The 16,068-nt window shown below is 59.9% G+C and carries 21 protein-coding genes; 5 read left to right on the top strand and 16 right to left on the bottom strand.

Annotated elements, in window-relative coordinates:
• Positions 1-17: 17 nt before the first annotated feature.
• From ACTJLD_RS22035 to ACTJLD_RS22085, 11 genes are all read right to left on the bottom strand, one after another.
• Entirely contained in the window at positions 18-1,313 is a 1,296-nt protein-coding gene (locus tag ACTJLD_RS22035) for a phage terminase large subunit family protein (RefSeq protein WP_196488584.1), read from the bottom strand.
• Positions 1,300-1,938, bottom strand: coding sequence for a hypothetical protein (locus ACTJLD_RS22040; RefSeq protein ID WP_059858208.1), 639 nt, complete (start codon positions 1,936-1,938; stop codon positions 1,300-1,302). The genes ACTJLD_RS22035 and ACTJLD_RS22040 overlap by 14 nt, the downstream gene beginning before the upstream one ends.
• A gap of 544 nt (positions 1,939-2,482) precedes the next feature.
• Positions 2,483-2,902 carry a hypothetical protein gene (locus tag ACTJLD_RS22045; RefSeq protein WP_440659673.1) on the bottom strand — a complete coding sequence of 140 codons (420 nt, stop codon included), beginning with the start codon at positions 2,900-2,902 and terminating at the stop codon, positions 2,483-2,485.
• A complete protein-coding gene (locus ACTJLD_RS22050; RefSeq protein ID WP_440659674.1) occupies positions 2,899-3,882 on the bottom strand; it encodes a hypothetical protein in 984 nt (327 codons plus the stop codon). The genes ACTJLD_RS22045 and ACTJLD_RS22050 overlap by 4 nt, the downstream gene beginning before the upstream one ends.
• Positions 3,879-4,208: a thioredoxin family protein gene (locus ACTJLD_RS22055; RefSeq protein WP_440659675.1), complete on the bottom strand. Its 330-nt coding sequence runs from the start codon at positions 4,206-4,208 to the stop codon at positions 3,879-3,881. Before ACTJLD_RS22055 ends, ACTJLD_RS22050 begins: the two co-directional genes overlap by 4 nt.
• A complete protein-coding gene (locus ACTJLD_RS22060) occupies positions 4,208-4,924 on the bottom strand; it encodes an ATP-binding cassette domain-containing protein (protein ID WP_440659676.1) in 717 nt (238 codons plus the stop codon). The genes ACTJLD_RS22055 and ACTJLD_RS22060 overlap by 1 nt, the downstream gene beginning before the upstream one ends.
• Complete coding sequence (locus tag ACTJLD_RS22065) at positions 4,924-5,295, bottom strand: hypothetical protein (protein WP_440659677.1); 372 nt, start codon at positions 5,293-5,295, stop codon at positions 4,924-4,926. The genes ACTJLD_RS22060 and ACTJLD_RS22065 overlap by 1 nt, the downstream gene beginning before the upstream one ends.
• A gap of 19 nt (positions 5,296-5,314) precedes the next feature.
• Positions 5,315-5,971 carry a ParB/Srx family N-terminal domain-containing protein gene (locus tag ACTJLD_RS22070; RefSeq protein ID WP_440659678.1) on the bottom strand — a complete coding sequence of 219 codons (657 nt, stop codon included), beginning with the start codon at positions 5,969-5,971 and terminating at the stop codon, positions 5,315-5,317.
• Positions 5,968-6,171, bottom strand: a complete 204-nt coding sequence (locus ACTJLD_RS22075) for a hypothetical protein (protein ID WP_059789225.1) — start codon at positions 6,169-6,171, stop codon at positions 5,968-5,970. Before ACTJLD_RS22075 ends, ACTJLD_RS22070 begins: the two co-directional genes overlap by 4 nt.
• Complete coding sequence (locus ACTJLD_RS22080) at positions 6,168-6,647, bottom strand: DUF2829 domain-containing protein (protein WP_440659679.1); 480 nt, start codon at positions 6,645-6,647, stop codon at positions 6,168-6,170. Before ACTJLD_RS22080 ends, ACTJLD_RS22075 begins: the two co-directional genes overlap by 4 nt.
• Positions 6,644-7,243: a ParB/RepB/Spo0J family partition protein gene (locus ACTJLD_RS22085; RefSeq protein WP_440659680.1), complete on the bottom strand. Its 600-nt coding sequence runs from the start codon at positions 7,241-7,243 to the stop codon at positions 6,644-6,646. Before ACTJLD_RS22085 ends, ACTJLD_RS22080 begins: the two co-directional genes overlap by 4 nt.
• A gap of 117 nt (positions 7,244-7,360) precedes the next feature.
• On the opposite strand from ACTJLD_RS22085, the gene ACTJLD_RS22090 reads away from it, so the two are divergent.
• The 4 genes from ACTJLD_RS22090 to ACTJLD_RS22105 all read left to right on the top strand — a co-directional run bounded on the left by ACTJLD_RS22090 (position 7,361) and on the right by ACTJLD_RS22105 (position 10,431).
• Positions 7,361-9,079 carry a DEAD/DEAH box helicase gene (locus ACTJLD_RS22090; RefSeq protein WP_440659681.1) on the top strand — a complete coding sequence of 573 codons (1,719 nt, stop codon included), beginning with the start codon at positions 7,361-7,363 and terminating at the stop codon, positions 9,077-9,079.
• 106 nt (positions 9,080-9,185) lie between these two features.
• The gene (locus ACTJLD_RS22095; protein WP_440659682.1) at positions 9,186-9,641 is read left to right on the top strand and encodes a hypothetical protein; all 456 of its coding nucleotides are present in this window, start codon (positions 9,186-9,188) and stop codon (positions 9,639-9,641) included.
• A 14-nt stretch (positions 9,642-9,655) separates the two neighbouring features.
• Complete coding sequence (locus ACTJLD_RS22100; protein WP_440659683.1) at positions 9,656-9,994, top strand: hypothetical protein; 339 nt, start codon at positions 9,656-9,658, stop codon at positions 9,992-9,994.
• Entirely contained in the window at positions 9,991-10,431 is a 441-nt protein-coding gene (locus tag ACTJLD_RS22105; protein WP_440659684.1) for a hypothetical protein, read from the top strand. The genes ACTJLD_RS22100 and ACTJLD_RS22105 overlap by 4 nt, the downstream gene beginning before the upstream one ends.
• A gap of 444 nt (positions 10,432-10,875) precedes the next feature.
• On the opposite strand, the gene ACTJLD_RS22110 is transcribed toward ACTJLD_RS22105, so the two are convergent.
• The 5 genes from ACTJLD_RS22110 to ACTJLD_RS22130 form a co-directional block, all read right to left on the bottom strand.
• Positions 10,876-11,544, bottom strand: a complete 669-nt coding sequence (locus tag ACTJLD_RS22110; protein WP_440659685.1) for a hypothetical protein — start codon at positions 11,542-11,544, stop codon at positions 10,876-10,878.
• Positions 11,545-12,082: 538 nt separating this feature from the next.
• Complete coding sequence (locus tag ACTJLD_RS22115) at positions 12,083-12,256, bottom strand: hypothetical protein (protein ID WP_155753740.1); 174 nt, start codon at positions 12,254-12,256, stop codon at positions 12,083-12,085.
• Positions 12,257-12,681: 425 nt separating this feature from the next.
• The gene (locus tag ACTJLD_RS22120; protein WP_059608950.1) at positions 12,682-13,059 is read right to left on the bottom strand and encodes a hypothetical protein; all 378 of its coding nucleotides are present in this window, start codon (positions 13,057-13,059) and stop codon (positions 12,682-12,684) included.
• Positions 13,060-13,408: 349 nt separating this feature from the next.
• Positions 13,409-13,585 carry a hypothetical protein gene (locus ACTJLD_RS22125; RefSeq protein WP_440659686.1) on the bottom strand — a complete coding sequence of 59 codons (177 nt, stop codon included), beginning with the start codon at positions 13,583-13,585 and terminating at the stop codon, positions 13,409-13,411.
• A gap of 11 nt (positions 13,586-13,596) precedes the next feature.
• The gene (locus tag ACTJLD_RS22130) at positions 13,597-13,746 is read right to left on the bottom strand and encodes a hypothetical protein (protein WP_440659687.1); all 150 of its coding nucleotides are present in this window, start codon (positions 13,744-13,746) and stop codon (positions 13,597-13,599) included.
• Between the two features lie 946 nt (positions 13,747-14,692).
• Between ACTJLD_RS22130 and ACTJLD_RS22135 the strand changes: the two genes are divergently transcribed.
• Positions 14,693-16,039 carry a KAP family P-loop NTPase fold protein gene (locus ACTJLD_RS22135; RefSeq protein ID WP_440659688.1) on the top strand — a complete coding sequence of 449 codons (1,347 nt, stop codon included), beginning with the start codon at positions 14,693-14,695 and terminating at the stop codon, positions 16,037-16,039.
• The last annotated feature ends 29 nt before the right edge of the window (positions 16,040-16,068 follow it).

Here is a 16,068-nt window from a genome sequence, read left to right on the forward strand (position 1 = left end):
CTGACTTATCAAGTCAATTACAGCGAAACGCCCATCACTTGAACCTCACGAACCGGGAACATGTATTGGACCGGGTAGCCCACCGCGTCGGCCATGTGGTCGAAGCCCGAATCCTTGTCGACCTCGCGCCCACCTTCCTTGTAGATCGTCTGCTCGAGCGACCGGATGACCTCCTTGCAGCGCTTGTCCACACGCAGCCGGATCTTGCCGTCAGCGGTGCGCAGCATCCGGTTCACCGCGTTCACGCGATCGGCGACCGGCGGGTGCTTCTTGTGGTAGCGGATCCTCTTGAACCCCTTCTGCACGAAGATGTCCAGGTCGGACTCACCGCGCGCGTGCTGCCGGTAGCCGCCGGCCGGGTCGGGGAAGATCGTGATGTTCCCCATGAGCTTCCAGTAGAGGCGCTCGAGCTCGTCGCACACCTCCTCCGTGTTCGAGCTCTTCAGGCTCAGCTCGTTGACGATCCAGACCTCACCGTTCTCCTGCGGCTGCAAAATGCAGCTCGACATCGGGTCGATGTTGAAGTCCTGCCCCACCCAGATCGGCAACGACGGGTTGAACGGGTAGTCGCCGACGTGCGTCTTCCGATCGAACGGGTAGTAGACCCGGCCGCTCATCGTCTCGAAGCTCGCCTCAAACTCCTGCGCGAACTCCTTCTCGCCCATGTCGGCCTTGGCGGCCTCAATTTCGGACTTTGGAATAAACGGCGACGTGATGGTCGGGAACTGCCAGCTCTTCCACCGCCCGAGCATCTGGTTCTCGAGGTTCTGGCCGAGCGCGTAAAGGTCGTAGAGGAAGTTGTAGGACTTCGGCGTGCCGATGAACAGTGCGTGCCCACCCGTCGACGCCAGCGTCGGACGCAGCACCTTCGACCAGGCTTCCGGGTTGATGTCCTGCACCTCGTCCATGACGAGAAAGTGGACGCCCACGCCGCGCAGCGAGTCGGGGTTATCGGCACCCTTCAGCTCGATCCGGGTGCCGTTGACCAGCAAGATCGACATCGTCGTCTCGTTGATCTTCTTGACCCACCGCCGCGGCAGTGCCGCGATCAGGTCCGGCCACATGATCTGCTTCGCCATCCGATAGGACGGCGCGACATACCAGATCAGCCGGCGCGCGACCTTGGCGTATTTGATGAGCGACACCTTGGCGAGCTGGGTCTTGCCCCAGCGCCGGCCTGCAACAACCACGCGGAAGCGGTGCGGCGACTGGAACACCTCCATCTGCTTCGGATGGAGGAAGATCGCCTCGACCTCGGACTGAATCGGTGTTGCCGCCTTCGCGGTCGGCAGGCCGGGCTCACGCAGCTTCATCAGCCACCCCCGCCGGCACTTCGTCGAAGTCGACCGTCATTGCCTCATCGGCCGCCACGTCGATACCGCCGTCCTCCTGACGCTGCTGCATTTCGAGGATCTGGTCCGCGGTCATTTCGTGGATCGGCAGCTCGGGCAGGTCGCCAATCTCGTCCTTCTCGCCGTTCGCGATGCCCAGCACTTCGAAGCGCTCGGCGCGGCAGATCGACAGCGCCTCGGCCGCGAGCTTGAGCGTCTTGATCTCGTTCTGGACGGTGGCGAACGCCTGCCCGTCGCGCTGAGCCTTGACGAGCTGGTTCTGGATCAGCTGCGCGATGACCTTCGCCGCGCTGTAGTGGCTGTCTTTCGTCTCGCGAATCTTGCCGGCGATGACCGTCGCGTCGCCCGCGATCTGTTCAGCGACCTTCTGCTGCACCGCTGCATGCACTTCGGCGCGCTTCTCGCCCTTCTTCACCCCCGCCTTCGAGAACATCATCATCAGCGCTCGGGGAGTGCGCCCAAACCGCTCGCCGAGCTCTTCGAGCGTCGCATCCCCCGACTGCCACAGGGCAATCACCTCCGCGCGCTGCTTCTCGGTCAGAGCCTTCGTGCCCTTCTTCGCACCGGGCGTCTTCTGCTCAGCCATCAATGCTCCCGACAAAAAAATAGGGGCACCCGTGATCGGCGTGCCCCTTGGAGATATGCGTAAACCTGAAAGCGAAGCATATCCCAATTAGGCCGCGATTGTAAATCACTGCCGACTTATTTTTTACGACGCAATTCGGCCGCGCCGTCCCCGTCCCGCACATCGTTCTCACCCTCCCGTCATGCTCGCCGGAACACCTTTCCAAAACCTTTCAGTCAATCAATGAAAATACAGTAAAGGTTTTAAAAAGGGTTCTTATATATAGGGAACACCCAAAAAGTGACAAGTTGAAAGAAATGTGAAAGACCGCGGGAGAGGACATTACTTTTCTTACAGCAAGCCACGGAAATACCCAAAAAGTGACAAGTAATCAGTATCTTTCTGAACACAAACGATATTTCGTCTTCCAGAGGCACGCGGAACGGGAATGCCTGATAAGTGACAAGTAAAGCATTTCGTAATAATTCCTCGGTTCTTTGGGTGGTTCGCTGGAGACTCCGGCGCCGGAGTCTCAATTCGAAAGCATTCAGTAAGATAGCGTGCCTCAGTCCATCAGCACCTCCTCGACGAAGCCCGGCTCGACATCAAATTCCTCGACCGTCACGAGCTCCGGAAGCACCGGCTCAGATAACTCACCGCTTACCTCGTTCACGACCGGGGCCGACGGGCGCACGGTGGGCGCGCTGGCGGGTTCCGGCCGCGGCGTCCCGGCAATGACGGCACTACCCGTCGGCGTGGGCGCCACGAGCCGCCTAACGCGCCCTCGGCGGTGTTCCGTGGCGGCCCGGTCGATGAGGCAGTGCTTCTCGAGTGCGCGCAGCGAAAACTGCAGGCTCTCCTTCGTGGTGCGATACGGCAGCCGCTCGAGGATCTGGTCGATGTCGGCCGGCGACCATGTGGCGTCCGCGGCATTGCCCGCCACCACGACCTTCATGATCTCGATCTGCTTGACGGTGAGGTTCACGCCGCGGCCTCCAGCAGATCGAGCCGCAGTGGCTCGTCAACACCCTGCATGTCGAACGCGGACAGCGGCAGGCGTGCCGGCAGCGCGCGCATGGCGCCGGTTGCCGCGTCCCAATCAGGGTTCACCCACGCGGCATACACCGTCGCGCCGAACACGAGCTGCTGCGTCTGCTTCAGGAGGTAGCCGAGCTCCATCTGCTCGACGCGTGAAGTGCCATTCAGCCGGTTGTCGCCCGACTTCTCCATCGAGCTGTTGCGGTAGTAGAAGGCGCGGAGCTCCTTCAGCGTGTGCTCGCGCAGGTAGTCGGGCATGCCCTCGATCTCTGCCTTGATCGCGACGTAGTCGTAGGCCGGGCTCTTGAAGTGCCGTGCGAAGAACGCGAGGCCCGACTCGAACGCCGGCGCCGACTTCGGCTTCACGAACCGCATGCCGGCCTTCGCCGAGAACGGGTTGTAGCGGCTCATGGAGCTGCGTGATTCGACGTAGCGAAAGCCCATCAGGCGGTATGCCAGGTTCTTGAACCGATAGGCGATGCCGCCGCCGCGATACATCGTGTCCAGCACCGTGCGCGACGACAGGATCAGGTTCTTGTTGATCCAGGCCATGCGCTGCACGTTCATCAGCTTCGTGTCGCGGCCGTTCTGGTTCGGACGCAGATGCGGGAACACCTGATTTCGGCCCGAGTCGAGCGGCTTGGGCACCGTGAACACCATCACGCCGATCGTCTGGGCCGGCGCGACGCCGTCATCGACGACCAGGCGCATGTAGCGCGGGCCGATGCCGTTGTTCGATGCCTTGTAGTGGAGCTCGTGGAGCAGTTGCCAGTCTTCCAGCGTGCCCCGCTCCACATACATGTGCTTGACGAGCGACAGCGGCCGCGTGCCGGCCGCCGGATCGCGCCACGCCAGGATCGGGCTATCCCGGTCGTCGGATGCCGTGATCGGTCCGGCAAGGTTCAATGCGGTGGCCGGCGTGCTCATTCGAAGGTCAGCCCCCGCGCGATGACGCCGAACGAGGTCAGCCAGTCCTCAACCTGCGCCTTGGTGCGCGCGCCGGAGAACTGCGCCTTAACGACGCCGCCCTGGAGCACTCGCACGTTCGGCACGCCGCGCACGCCGAGCGTCTCCAGGTCTGCCGTGCTGATGTCGGCCGCGTTGATCTCGGTGTAGTTGAAGCCGTAGTCGGCCTTGAGCGTCTGCAGCACCGGCTTGAGCATCTTGCACGGGCCGCACCACGGCGCGGTGAAGATGATGACTTCGGGCGCGGCGCCCGAGCCGATGAGGAGCTTGTCGTAGATCTGTTTCATCATGCCATCCGTTTCAGGAGTTCGAATGCCTCGTCGCGCGTCATCACGCGCTCGCCGGCGGCGGCCGCGTTCAGCTCTTTGAACGTCTCGACGCGCAGCTTTTCGCGATAGCGCTTCTCGATGTAGAGCGACGGCTGGAGGTCTTCCACGAGGTCGAGGTGGGTCGTCGCAACGATCACCGTCGCCCCGACCTTGCGCGCGGTCTTCTGCACCGCATACGCGATCACCTTCGCCGCGGTGCGATCGAGCACGGCCATGAACTCGTCGGCCACCCAGACGTCAGCCTGGCTCTCGATCGCCTTCGCCAGCCGGAAGCGGTAGCGCTGGCCGTCGGACAGCTCGCCGGGCTTGCGGATGAACAGGTAGGCGTCGTTCAGCCCGGCGATCGACAGCAGCCGGATCGCGTCGTTGGTCGACGTGCCGATCTGGTCGATAAGCGGCACGTCGGGCTCGAGGTGGACGTGGTCGAGGTTCGCGACCTTCTTGCCGGCCGCGTCCATCTGGTCGGACAGCTCGCGCAGCAGAAGCGACTTGCCCGCGCCCGACTGGCCGGTTATGTAAACGACGTCGCCCTGCTCCACTTCCAGATTCAGCTCGTCGAAGATCACGAATTCCTTGTCGTCCAGGCCGAGGCCGAATGCCTCTGCCACCTCGACGACACGCTGCGATCGCGCGACGCGGGTGTGGAACCGCTTGTCAATCAGGTAAGTGCTCATCACGCCACCTCCATCGAGTTGACACGCGCCCACCATGCGGCTGCCTGCGGGTTGTCTTGCCAGAAGCGGCACAGACCGTGGGCAAGGTGCGTGACGTAGAACTCCTCCTCGTCATCGTGCTTTTCGTCACGTTGGGTCTTGCACAGCCAGAGAATGCAATGCAGCACCTCGTGGATGAATGTATCGGCAAGATTGGCCGGCGACTGCCCGCCCGCGATCAATACCGTTTGACGGCTTGGCGCGGCAGCCCCGAAGAAACCGCCAGCAACTCCTGCGTCTTCATCGATCAGCTTGAGCGTGAACCATACGTTGCCGATTCGAATGCGCGTCGGCATGCCGCGGTAGTGCTTGTCAGTGGAATGCGCTTTCATGTTTTAAATCACAGATGATTTATGTGCTATGCCGGATAAAAGCGATCAGCGCGTCTGCGCCGGCCAGCCCCGTTTCTGCCTGGACGCGCGCCATGAATCGGGACACATGGATCTCGTCGGTGCCGGCGATGTCCTTGAACCCGAACACCTTCGCGAGCGGCACGCGGCGCGCGCTTACCGCGTCCGCTTTCGCGTGCGCCTCTTGCTCTTGCTGCTCGACTGCTTCCGCGACGTCGGGCACGAATGCGTCGACGTTGAGCTCGCCGAGATCTGCAGCGGAGAACTCGAGCTCCTTCGTGTCGAAGATGCCCACCAGCAGCGATTCGAGGCCGGCCACTTCCTCGCGGAACATCATCGTGTCGATGCCGCCTTCGTTCGTGCGGTTGTCGGCGAGACGCAGCGCGCGCTTCTCTTCGTCGGTCAGACCTGACAGGATCACGACGGGCACTTCTTCCATGCCGCGCTTGATTGCCGCCAGCCGGCGGCCGTGGCCGGCGATGATCTCGCCGTGGTCGTCGATGACGATCGGCTGGGTCCAGCCAAACTGCTCGATCGACTCGACGATCTTGCTCACCTGCGCGTCGTCGTGCTTCTTTACGTTCTTCGCATACGGGATCAGCGCGGCGACCTTCCAGGTGCCCTCACGACGGGTAACTCGGGGATGAATTCGGCTCATGCTGCCTCTTTGTTTCGGTAGAACTGCACGATCGCGGAGCGACGCGCGGAGAGGTGTTCCGTGGTGTCCTCCGGCTCGAATTGCGAAGCGCTATCGCACGCTTCGCAAATGGCCGGCTCGCGATTGTGAAAGTAGCAGCGCTGGCACTCCGGGTAGAGGAACTCAGCGCGCGGGATGCGGGCAAAACCGGTCGGCTTCATGCGGTCATCGTCCAGTCTTCAGCGAGCACGTCGGTCTGCGACGCGAGCCACGGCACGAACTTCTCGTCGGCTGTCTTCATGCCGATCCAGGGCAACTTCTCGCAGCCGAGAGCGTGCACGGAACCCGCGCGCGAATCGGGGTTGTAGTCGTAGCCGAACACGAGCGCGAGCCACATGCCCTTCCCATTCCATCCTGCCCGCGCGACTCGCTTGCCTGCCTTCAGTGCTTCGATTGCATCGCCAAAGGTCATGCCTTCGACCTGCCGATATGCACGCTCGAACACCGCCTTCGGCGACCAGCTGACGTAGCCGGCATAGAGCGCCGTGTTGGCTGCCCCGCCGTCTGCGTATTCGACGAGATAGCCCTCGTCGGCCGGGTTCTCGTCGGCCGGCACCGTCCAGCCACGCAACGTGTTGTAGGCGCCGCGCGTCATCGGTTCGGCGTTGACGATCTTGGTTCCGAGGTATCGCTTCACTTGTATGCCTTCATCAGATGGACGAATGCGTTGCCGGCGTTCGTCATGGAGTCTTCCTGCGTGAAGCCCTGTTCACGCGAGGCGCGATCGATCGCGGACGTGATCCACGCGACATCCTCGACAGGCACCTTGAAGCGCATCACCTGATGCGTGGCACCTGCGCTCGGCAGCTCAGGCATCTGCGGTTCAGCATCAGAATCCAGCTCGTCGAGATCTATACTCGAAGCCATGAGAATGTCGGTGAGCTCGCCGTCGGTGTAGGGCAGGAATTCGGCGACGTCGTTGCCGAGCTCCTTGAGCAGGCGCGACAGCGCGAGGGTGTCGTCTTCGCCGTAGCGACCGTTGTCGACGAGGCCGATCTCCTTCGCCGCCTTGTCGCTGATGCGGCCGACGTTGATGATCGGAACCTCCGTCAGACCGATCCGCTTCGCGCTCTCCCAGCGGTGCTCGCCGCCCAGGATCTCGAACGCGCCGTCGTCGACAGTTCGGACAACCACAGGTTTGTAGAGCCCGCCGAAACGCTTCAGCGACGCGTCCAGCTTCGCTTCGTTCTCCGGGCTCATGTGGTTGGTGTTCCAGGGGTTCGGTCGCAGCATGTCGATCGGGACGGTCGCCTGCGAAACCTGGATGTGGGTAGCTGAACCTGCCATAATGGTGAGCGTAAGTTAAATCACTGCTTACTATACTTTTGGACCTCCTGTAAGGCAAGGCATATGACAAACGGGATCACAATCGCCGCGAGCGCGGTGAATGCCAAGCTGATCGGCGGCAGTCGAGAAGCGAAGCTGCTTGTGCGCGAGACGCTGTCCTATCTCGTCGACGGCGCGCAGTATTCGCAGGCATTCAAGGGCACGAGCTGGGATGGCCGCTCGAGCTTCTTCGACTACAACAGCGGGACGTTCCCGGCGGGCTTCATCTACAAGGTGCAGGCGAAGCTGCTGAAGGCCGGCTACCGGGTGAACGTGGTGCGCAACGCCGCGCCGGCGCCGCTCGGCCCCGAGCGCCCGGAGGTCGACGAGTTCGGCTATGACCCGCGCTACAGCTACCAGCCCGAGGTAGCGGACAAACTGGTCAAGCACCGGCAGATCATTGCCCGCGTCGCCACCGGCGGCGGCAAGTCGCGTATCGCGCGCATCTGCTACAAACGCATCGCCCGCAAGACGCTGTTCCTGACGACGCGCGGGATCCTGCTCTACCAGATGGCCGACGCGGTCGAGTCGAACCTGAAGGAGACGGCCGGCATCATCGGCGACAGCAAGTGGGACGGTTCGCGCCAGTTCACAGCCGGCATGGTGCAGACGCTCGCGCAGGCGGTCGAACTCTGGACCGAGGAAGGCGAAATGCTCGCCTACCTGAAAAACCGCGACGCTGCAGAGGACCGCGAGGTCGAGAAACAGGCCACGCGGCTGAAGAAGCAGGGGTTGAAGGCGGCCGAGGTCAGCGCCGCCACCGCCACGCTGCGCAAGACGCTCGTGGCACAGCGGCCCTCGGACGCGCAGGTGGTCGCCGACATTCAGGCGAAGGTGCGCGAGCACAACAAGCGGCGCGACGAGGTCATCGAGTGGCTGAAGACGATCGAGTTCGTCATTCTCGAGGAAGCGCACGAGGTGTCAGGCGAGGGCTTCTACCAGCTGATGCGCCACTGCACGAACGCACACTACCGGCTCGCGCTGACCGCGACGCCGTTCATGAAGGACAGCCCTGAAGCGAACCTGCGTCTCGAGGCGTGCAGCGGGCCGGTTGCGATCACGGTGACCGAGAAGCAGCTGATCGACCTTGGCGTGCTCGCGACGCCCTATTTCAAGTTCATCCCGCTCCAGAACCACGCACCGCAATACCAGACCGAGGTGAAGGGCAAGGTGTTCACGCATCGGCTGTTCCGCTCGACGCCCTGGCCCAAGTGCTACGAGGTCGGCATCGTCAACAACGACGAGCGCAACCACGCGATCGTCTACGAGGTCGCGCGCGCGGCGAAGCACGGGCTGCGGGCGATGGTGCTTGTCGGCCGCAAGGAGCACGGCAAGCGCCTGACCGAGCTGCTGACGGCCGCCGGCGTGCGCTGCAACTTCATCTTCGGTGAGCACGACCAGAAGGAGCGACAGGCCGCGCTGAACGCGCTGCGCGACGATCGCATCGACTGCGTGATCGGCTCGACCATCCTCGACGTGGGCGTCGACGTGCCGGCAGTCGGCCTGATCGTGCTCGCCGGCGGCGGCAAGGCAGAGGTGCAGACCAGGCAGCGGATCGGCCGCGGGCTGCGCGCGAAGAAGTTCGGCCCGAACGTCGCGTTCGTCGTGGACTTCATCGAGGCGAACAACCAGACCCTTCGCGACCACCAGAACGAGCGGGTCGCGATCATCAAGAACACGCCGGGGTTCGCGGAGAACATCGTGGCGGACTTTGACTACTCAGCTTTCAAGAAAGCTGCATAGTTCGACCGCGCACCGCCTATACTTCACCGTATAGACAACGATTCAAGGGCTCTTCGGAGCCCTTTCTCATTTGGGGAAAGCCATGCCACGCCCAATCGTAAGCCTCATGCAGCGTGCGAAGGCGCTTTTGCCGGAAATCACCGCTGACCTGGACATCGGCCACGATGGCGTAGTTGCGCTCGCAACTTTGCTGTCACGGGTAAACTACCGGCCCCACAGCCACGTATTGCCCGAGTCACGCCAAGTGTGGCTCGATAGACTGAGCGACCGTAGCCTTCTGGCGATGAAGCCCGATCAGCGGATTCGGGTGTATCGCAAGTTCGCGCTCGATTTGACGGAGCCCACGCTCAAGGACATCGAGCAGGTGTTGGAGTGGCGCGCGAAGCATGGCGACTCGAACATGCCCGAGTCCCAGCGGTTCGCTGCCGCGCAGTCGGCTGATGACTCGCCCCGCTCCGCTCGCACGCAACTGCCGGCGGACGAGCAAGATGACGTGGAAAAGGTGGCCGATGCACTGCTCGCAGACGCAGCGCTCGGGAATTCAGAATGGTCTGCGTGGTAATTGATGGAGAAGCTATGAGAAAAATGATCGCCGTCGCCTTGCTCGCTGCATCGAGCTCGGCCTTCGCGCTGCCGCCGGGGAACATGGTCGAATTCAACAATCAGGTCGAAAGTTGCAAAGTGTTTGGCAGAATGGGGGCCGCCTACTACCGGATGGCTATCAAAGGCAAGCGTTACTCTGCCCCGATGGAGAATCAATACGTCGAACCCATTCGACAGACAATCGAGAACGAAATCTACAACAATACAGCCGCCTACGATGAAGAATCAGCCTGGAAATTCGGCTACTCATACTGCTGGGATCACATCGACAGCGCACTCCGTCAGATGAAAGCGGACGGCGCGGTGGAATGAACATCATTACCAAGGCGCTGATTGTTGCATCTCCGCACATCGACAAAATTCTGGCCGGGGAGAAAACTTGGGAGATGCGGTCTTGCCATGTTCACTCGCGCGGCCCAATCGGGCTTATCGCGAAGGGGACCGGCACAGTCGTCGGTGTCGCAGAAATCGCTGATTCACTCGGCCCTCTATCGGAGGCTGACCTCTTCGCTAACGCGTCGCGGCATCGCATTGACGGCGATCGGCTCATTAGCCAGTTGAGCGAAGGTCCGTTCCCAGAAGTGCCAAAGCGCTGGTCACACGCATGGGTGCTTGAGAAAGCGCTGAAGCTCATCAAGCCAGTGCACTACCGTCATCCCAACGGAGCCCAGCAGTTTGTTATCTTGGACGAACCGGCCATCGATGCAATAGCGAAACAGGTCGCGGCGATCCGGAAATCGGCCCTATAAGGAAAGGGCAATTCCGCCGGCGCCTGGCTGTATAAGGACAGGTCTCTTCCGCCAAAAAATTTCCGACGAGGCCCCACACTAAGTGCGTGCCTGCCTAAGACTACCCACGTCTGTCCGAAAGGGCTTGACGACTACAAATTTCCGCGTCCGGTAGTGCACCTTCCTTGCTATGCACTACCGGGCTCCACTCATCAGAACGTCCAGTCAACACGAAACGAGAGACAATCGAAACGCGTGTTGTCAGTGTCCCATTGGTCGAGCATCCGGGCGTCGTGCGCGCATGGGTCAAGCTCTGAGCGTTCGATCGTGTCGAGCATATCAGCGCGGGCATGTTCGCGGGCGCGTGAGACTTTGCAGGGGGTGTTATGTGCGGTCGTCATGGTGCAATGTGGGTTAGCTTAGGGCTGGGTTAGTGGGCGCATGCCGCGCCCACTAAATCACAATTTACTTATCCTTTTTTGCACCTTTAACGAGCGAAAGGGTGTCGTCGCTTGCAGTCTCAACCATCTTTGCGATTGCAGCGATGAACGGGGATTTTTCGTTCACTTCCAGAGTTGCTTCTTTGCCCTTTACGCGAACCATCTTGCCCATGCCCAGATACTTGCAGAACCCGTTCGAACCAAACGAGCGGGAATTCTGCGTGCCCTCCGTCGTGACGCCCACCCCACCAATGACACGACGAAGCTTATTGACCAGCGACACGTCGCGCACCACGTCAGACGTCGAATCGTCACCCTTGCCCGTCGTCGCATACACCAGTGCGCTACGGGAAACCGCACCCGCATGAATCGCGCTCAGAAGCGACAGCGCGGTAACACCATCAAGCATGGTGTAGTCTTTCGCATGCAAGCACGCGAGGAACTCGGAAACGCGCTTTACCGCTTTCACGCCCATATTGTCGGCGATGGTCGACAGGAATTCGATATCGGAGATCTTTGCGCGCTTGAGCATGCCCGCAGCGAACACGCAAAGCTTGTCGTCCCAATACTTGCGCGCGGTTTTCAGATCCTCGCACTCACCCGCGCGCCCTTCTTTCTTGGACCAGCGATCATTCGCACGGTTGATTGCGGTCATGACGTTTTCGAGGGTGAAGACATTTTCTTGTGTGTTCATTTTGATTACCTATTAAGAGTGAAATTTATCTTTTGTTCGCTGCGTCGCTTTGTGTAACGCAGTGTTTGTATAGTAATTGAACCATACATGTAAGTCACTAAGGACTTATTAATTGAGGATCGCAGGAGCGTTAGAGGCAATCTATTTGAGCTGCCAGCACACCCGTAGTAATCGCGCGTGCGCGCACTCTTGCTATAGGTGAAGTTAGCGCGCGCCCTGCTGGCGCAGCGAGCACGAAACGCGATGCTTCGTGGATCTGATGATCGATGGAGCGCGCCCGATAGGCGACGGGCTCAGGGCGGCCAAGTAGACGCGCAATGCAAAAGCGCCGTTTTCGTCCAAGGACCGCCATACCGGGCCGCGTTTTGGATCCGAAATCGGCAGAGCAAGATTGGAATGTGGACGCCCTCTTCCACGGCGGTCCAGGTCGGCGGACAAAAAGCAGCCGAGCGAGCACGGATGCGCTCAAACTCGGCCAAAAAGCTTCACCGCTACGGGGATAGGCTCACTCAGGTAAAACAGTGCCGATATCGGGCGGTCAGTGCGTCCAGGTCATCGATTGGGAGCGCCCGGCACGCATTTGGCGGTGCTCGGTGCGGGTGCGCAGTTCGCGCAGCTCCTCGTGCTCTTGCATGCGCTCCATGTCGGTCATGCCGCGATCTTCATCGTCACGGCAGAGGGCGGATTCGACATAGACGCGGTGTGCAAGCATAGGGTGACCTCTCTTTGATTTCGTTACAGCGTCATCGCTGCGATGACACGAATTCTGCAGATCTATGCTTGGCGCGCGGTTGGATCGAGGGGTGGCGCTTTTCCTGCGCCAAGGCGGTCAATGTAAGCGGGAGCTTATCGTCCCGCACCCCAATTTATCGACGCCCTTTCCATCGACGCGGTGCAATGCCATTGAGCCAATCCGCCGCCCGGCTCAATGCAATTGCTGATAAAGCGACGAGCGCTATCGCTGAAATCCAGCCGACGATCGCCGCAATCATTCCGACTCTCAACATAATTCCACTCTCTAAGTTGCTATATGCGAAATGGTATCGAGCAGGTCGAGGAGTCTTTTCGCTCGGGTAGACGGCTGGATTCAGTGGATTTTGGAATCGAACGGATTCTGACAAATCTGGGAATCCGCCCTTACCCCAGATGCGAAATCATATGCAGGTGCCTGACGAGGTTCACCATCGAGAAGCCGTCATCGAAGCCAATCACGGACATGCAAAGGGCCGCGAAGCCAGTCGCTGCGCCGAACACCGTCGTCAGCCGGTGCAGCAGCGCATTTGCCTTGGCTGGCCGCGGGGCGCGCTTGGCAACGCCTTCAGTCGGTGCGATATCGATCGTGATCTCTTCAACACGGCTGAACGACAGCACCTCGATACCCGCTTCTTGATACGCCGCTCGGACCTGCTCGAACCATCGCTTCTGCTTGACCTCATCACGCGGGAAAGGCGTCTCCAGCCTCACCACATGAAAGTTTTGATTTGCATCAAGGCAGTCAAATTTCACGATTTTCATAGCATCCCCCGGCAGTGCCCCTATTCTCAAAGGACGCGATGTTACAACACGTAACAGCTTATAACAATAAGTCACAAGAAATTTATTCTCTGCAACGAATTATTCCGCAGTCAACAATTATCCAAGGAATTGTTTCTCAACCTGATGACGGCCGCTGACGGGCCGTCCGATGCTCAATACCAGCGATGACAGGGCGCCGACGCGAAGCGACGCTCTTCCGTGCGCTGGGTCTGCCGGGCCATCAGATAAGCCCTGCGAGGGCATGCTCCGGCAGACCGTGCGCCGAGGTAGACATTCCGCTCGATGAACGTTCTCAGGCGGTTCGCTGCCTCATGCGTCGACACACCCATCACGAACCTCCGTTGACCGACTTGATACGCTTCGGCATCGCGCAGCGTCGCTCACGGGCCGCGTGAATCGGGCCACCCGTGAAGAAGTCGATCACCCACCAGCACGCCGCCCCGATGAGCACCGCGGCACCGATGACGAGCATGACGGCGCAGAACCATTCGAGCTGTTCGAGCATGTCGCCCTCCCTTATGCGAGCGACGGCGTGACGCGGAACGGATCCACCTTGACCAGATTGCCCTGATCGTCGGTCGTGAACAGGCCGGGCTGGCCGTCGAACACCTGATAGAGAAAACCGAAGTGGCGTGCGAGAACTGGGAGGCAGAGGTGGTATTGCATGGTGAAAGCCCGGTTGTGTTGAAGAGCTTTCATTCTCGAGATCGGGCTGTGGAAGACTGCAGGACGCGTGATCGTGTCCGCGGGCTAGATGCCAACCTTATACGTAGACCAGCGGCACCTTATAGGGCACTCTTATACGGCGATCCAAGGCAGGCCATGGAACCTTATAGGGCGACGCGCCAACCTTATACGAGAGTCTTATAGAGCCGAGGCCGTCCAAGGCGCTCCACACCGACAGTCGCCTTGGATATTTTCGGCATGATCGATTCCTCGGAAGCCCCGTCCAGCTTGGCAGGCAGAGCGATTGGCGTTCCTTGGCGGGGTGCCGGGCGGTATAAGAAAATTTCCAGGGAGCGCGTTTTTAACATGACGATGCGGCCCACCCGCCCCACTTTCTTATACGGCGTGGAACGTGATGAGCGCGCGAGTATGGGTGTGTATATGGGAATGTGTGGATGATCCATATACGACGTGTGCATTCTCCTATCCATAGCGGTGTTGAGCGCGGCCCGAGCCGGTGTGGTTGCCCTCTTCCGCGTCCTTCTCGTCGATCGAGCCAATCGACCATTCTTCTCTTTCTCCCTACCGCTTGCGGGATCGGATGCTGCTGTTGCGCATGTCGGATCTCTCGGCATTCGGTTGCTTTGTGCTCGGTGATGTCTCGGTCTACCCTGCTGTCTTCGACGGGCTGGCGCGTGCTCAGATCGACACTCTAACGCCATGAAGTCTCGGCGAAGTCTCCCTGAAATGACAGGCCCTTGAGAATGGCGCATTTTCTTTACAAATCAATTACTTGCGCCGACACTGCTTGATGGCCGTTCCGAGGGTGAAATCAGGCTGTGTTTTTCACGTCGATAATCCGAAGGAACTCGCTAGAATCACGCAATACAATCGCCTATTACGCGCGGCTCAAAACGACCACTGCGCGCCAACAACCGGGGACCAAATGACGAACACAAATTCTTCGCTTCCGCCGCTCACTCTTCCGACGCAATCGTTCGCGGATGATGTGTCCGCCTTCGACGGCGACCTGCTACGGCGAAGTGTCCTTGCAGGCCAGATCGAACAGTTTCTTCCCAGACTCCGGAACGGAGCCGTCATCGCGGTTGACTCGCAATGGGGCGGCGGCAAGACCTGGTTCGGAATGAATTGGGCGAAGAGTCTGCGCGCCAGCGGCCACAAAGTTGCGTTCATTAATGCCTTCGAACAGGACTACACGGAAGACCCTTTTCTTCCTATTGCCGCAGAGCTTACTGCGCTGCTTGATGGCGACTCCAAGAAGGCACTACTGAAGAAAGCTGCGGAGGTTGCCACCGCGTGTTTGCCCGTGGCGGCCAAGGTAGCAACAAGCGCGCTGTCCAAGTGGGCACTTGGCGAAGTCGATATCGCCGAAGAATATGAGGCTGCGATTAAGAAGGCCGAGGAGAAATCGGAGGAGTTCGTCAAGCACTGGGTAGAACGAAAGCTTGAGAACCACAAGAAGGAACAGGAGTCGTTGAAAGGATTCCGAAAATCGCTGTCCGACATGGCAACCAAAGAATCGAAGCCGGTGATCGTTTTCGTCGATGAGCTTGATCGCTGCCGCCCCGACTTCGCCGTCCGCTTGATCGAGCGGATCAAGCACTTCTTCGAGACGCCAAACGTCATCTTTGTGTTGCTGATCCACCGCGAGCAGTTGAATCGAGCAATCGCTGGCGTCTACGGCCCGGCGACGGACGGCGCGGCATACCTGTCGAAGTTCGTTCACTTCTTCTTTACGTTGCCGAGTGTCAGCACTAGATACTACATTCCGTCAGTTCTCGATCGCCTCGGCTTTGATGGCCGGAATTCCGTTGCGTCAAGATTCGCTCGATCACTCACACTGTGGCAGGCGACCGTCGGGCTAACAATGCGCGATATCGAGCGCGGGTGTGCGCTATTTTCTTATGCGCGTTCTCGTGAAGCTGAAGACCTGTTGGCCTACCTCATCACCGTTAAATTGAAGCGACCTGACCTATTTGACGGTATGTTAGCCGATAGCCATCCGGCATTCAAAGAGGCGCGAACATGGGTGACAAATGCTCGATACGCGCAGAATAGCAACGAGCTTGTCACGGAAGCCAGTGACTACTTCAACTATCTGGATCTGATGCACGCGGTAAAGCTCGGCGAACATAAGCTCGCGACCTCTACTACAAATATCGGCACTGCCGGGCGATTTGATTTCCGCCATTTCGGATCTGAAGTTCGCGCACGAACTGTGGAAGATGCTTTCAAGATGTATCTGCGTCAAATCGATCTTCCCATAGAGTAGACGAGCGATGACTACCGGCCAGAATGTTG

The sequence above is a fragment of the Burkholderia sp. 22088 genome, from assembly GCF_052045915.1.
Taxonomy (GTDB): Bacteria; Pseudomonadota; Gammaproteobacteria; order Burkholderiales; family Burkholderiaceae; genus Burkholderia; species Burkholderia cepacia.

What these genes read in the sequence shown, in the direction of transcription:
- ACTJLD_RS22090 (WP_440659681.1), top strand. Translation starts at nt 7,361, where the DNA reads ATGACAAACGGGATCACAATCGCCGCGAGCGCGGTGAATGCCAAGCTG.
- ACTJLD_RS22130 (WP_440659687.1), bottom strand. Translation starts at nt 13,746, where the DNA reads ATGCAATACCACCTCTGCCTCCCAGTTCTCGCACGCCACTTCGGTTTT.
- ACTJLD_RS22105 (WP_440659684.1), top strand. Translation starts at nt 9,991, where the DNA reads ATGAACATCATTACCAAGGCGCTGATTGTTGCATCTCCGCACATCGAC.
- ACTJLD_RS22075 (WP_059789225.1), bottom strand. Translation starts at nt 6,171, where the DNA reads ATGAAGCCGACCGGTTTTGCCCGCATCCCGCGCGCTGAGTTCCTCTAC.
- ACTJLD_RS22050 (WP_440659674.1), bottom strand. Translation starts at nt 3,882, where the DNA reads ATGAGCACGCCGGCCACCGCATTGAACCTTGCCGGACCGATCACGGCA.
- ACTJLD_RS22110 (WP_440659685.1), bottom strand. Translation starts at nt 11,544, where the DNA reads ATGAACACACAAGAAAATGTCTTCACCCTCGAAAACGTCATGACCGCA.
- ACTJLD_RS22125 (WP_440659686.1), bottom strand. Translation starts at nt 13,585, where the DNA reads ATGCTCGAACAGCTCGAATGGTTCTGCGCCGTCATGCTCGTCATCGGT.
- ACTJLD_RS22070 (WP_440659678.1), bottom strand. Translation starts at nt 5,971, where the DNA reads ATGAGCCGAATTCATCCCCGAGTTACCCGTCGTGAGGGCACCTGGAAG.
- ACTJLD_RS22135 (WP_440659688.1), top strand. Translation starts at nt 14,693, where the DNA reads ATGACGAACACAAATTCTTCGCTTCCGCCGCTCACTCTTCCGACGCAA.
- ACTJLD_RS22055 (WP_440659675.1), bottom strand. Translation starts at nt 4,208, where the DNA reads ATGAAACAGATCTACGACAAGCTCCTCATCGGCTCGGGCGCCGCGCCC.
- ACTJLD_RS22035 (WP_196488584.1), bottom strand. Translation starts at nt 1,313, where the DNA reads ATGAAGCTGCGTGAGCCCGGCCTGCCGACCGCGAAGGCGGCAACACCG.
- ACTJLD_RS22085 (WP_440659680.1), bottom strand. Translation starts at nt 7,243, where the DNA reads ATGCTGCGACCGAACCCCTGGAACACCAACCACATGAGCCCGGAGAAC.
- ACTJLD_RS22065 (WP_440659677.1), bottom strand. Translation starts at nt 5,295, where the DNA reads ATGAAAGCGCATTCCACTGACAAGCACTACCGCGGCATGCCGACGCGC.
- ACTJLD_RS22095 (WP_440659682.1), top strand. Translation starts at nt 9,186, where the DNA reads ATGCAGCGTGCGAAGGCGCTTTTGCCGGAAATCACCGCTGACCTGGAC.
- ACTJLD_RS22040 (WP_059858208.1), bottom strand. Translation starts at nt 1,938, where the DNA reads ATGGCTGAGCAGAAGACGCCCGGTGCGAAGAAGGGCACGAAGGCTCTG.
- ACTJLD_RS22100 (WP_440659683.1), top strand. Translation starts at nt 9,656, where the DNA reads ATGAGAAAAATGATCGCCGTCGCCTTGCTCGCTGCATCGAGCTCGGCC.
- ACTJLD_RS22120 (WP_059608950.1), bottom strand. Translation starts at nt 13,059, where the DNA reads ATGAAAATCGTGAAATTTGACTGCCTTGATGCAAATCAAAACTTTCAT.
- ACTJLD_RS22060 (WP_440659676.1), bottom strand. Translation starts at nt 4,924, where the DNA reads ATGAGCACTTACCTGATTGACAAGCGGTTCCACACCCGCGTCGCGCGA.
- ACTJLD_RS22115 (WP_155753740.1), bottom strand. Translation starts at nt 12,256, where the DNA reads ATGCTTGCACACCGCGTCTATGTCGAATCCGCCCTCTGCCGTGACGAT.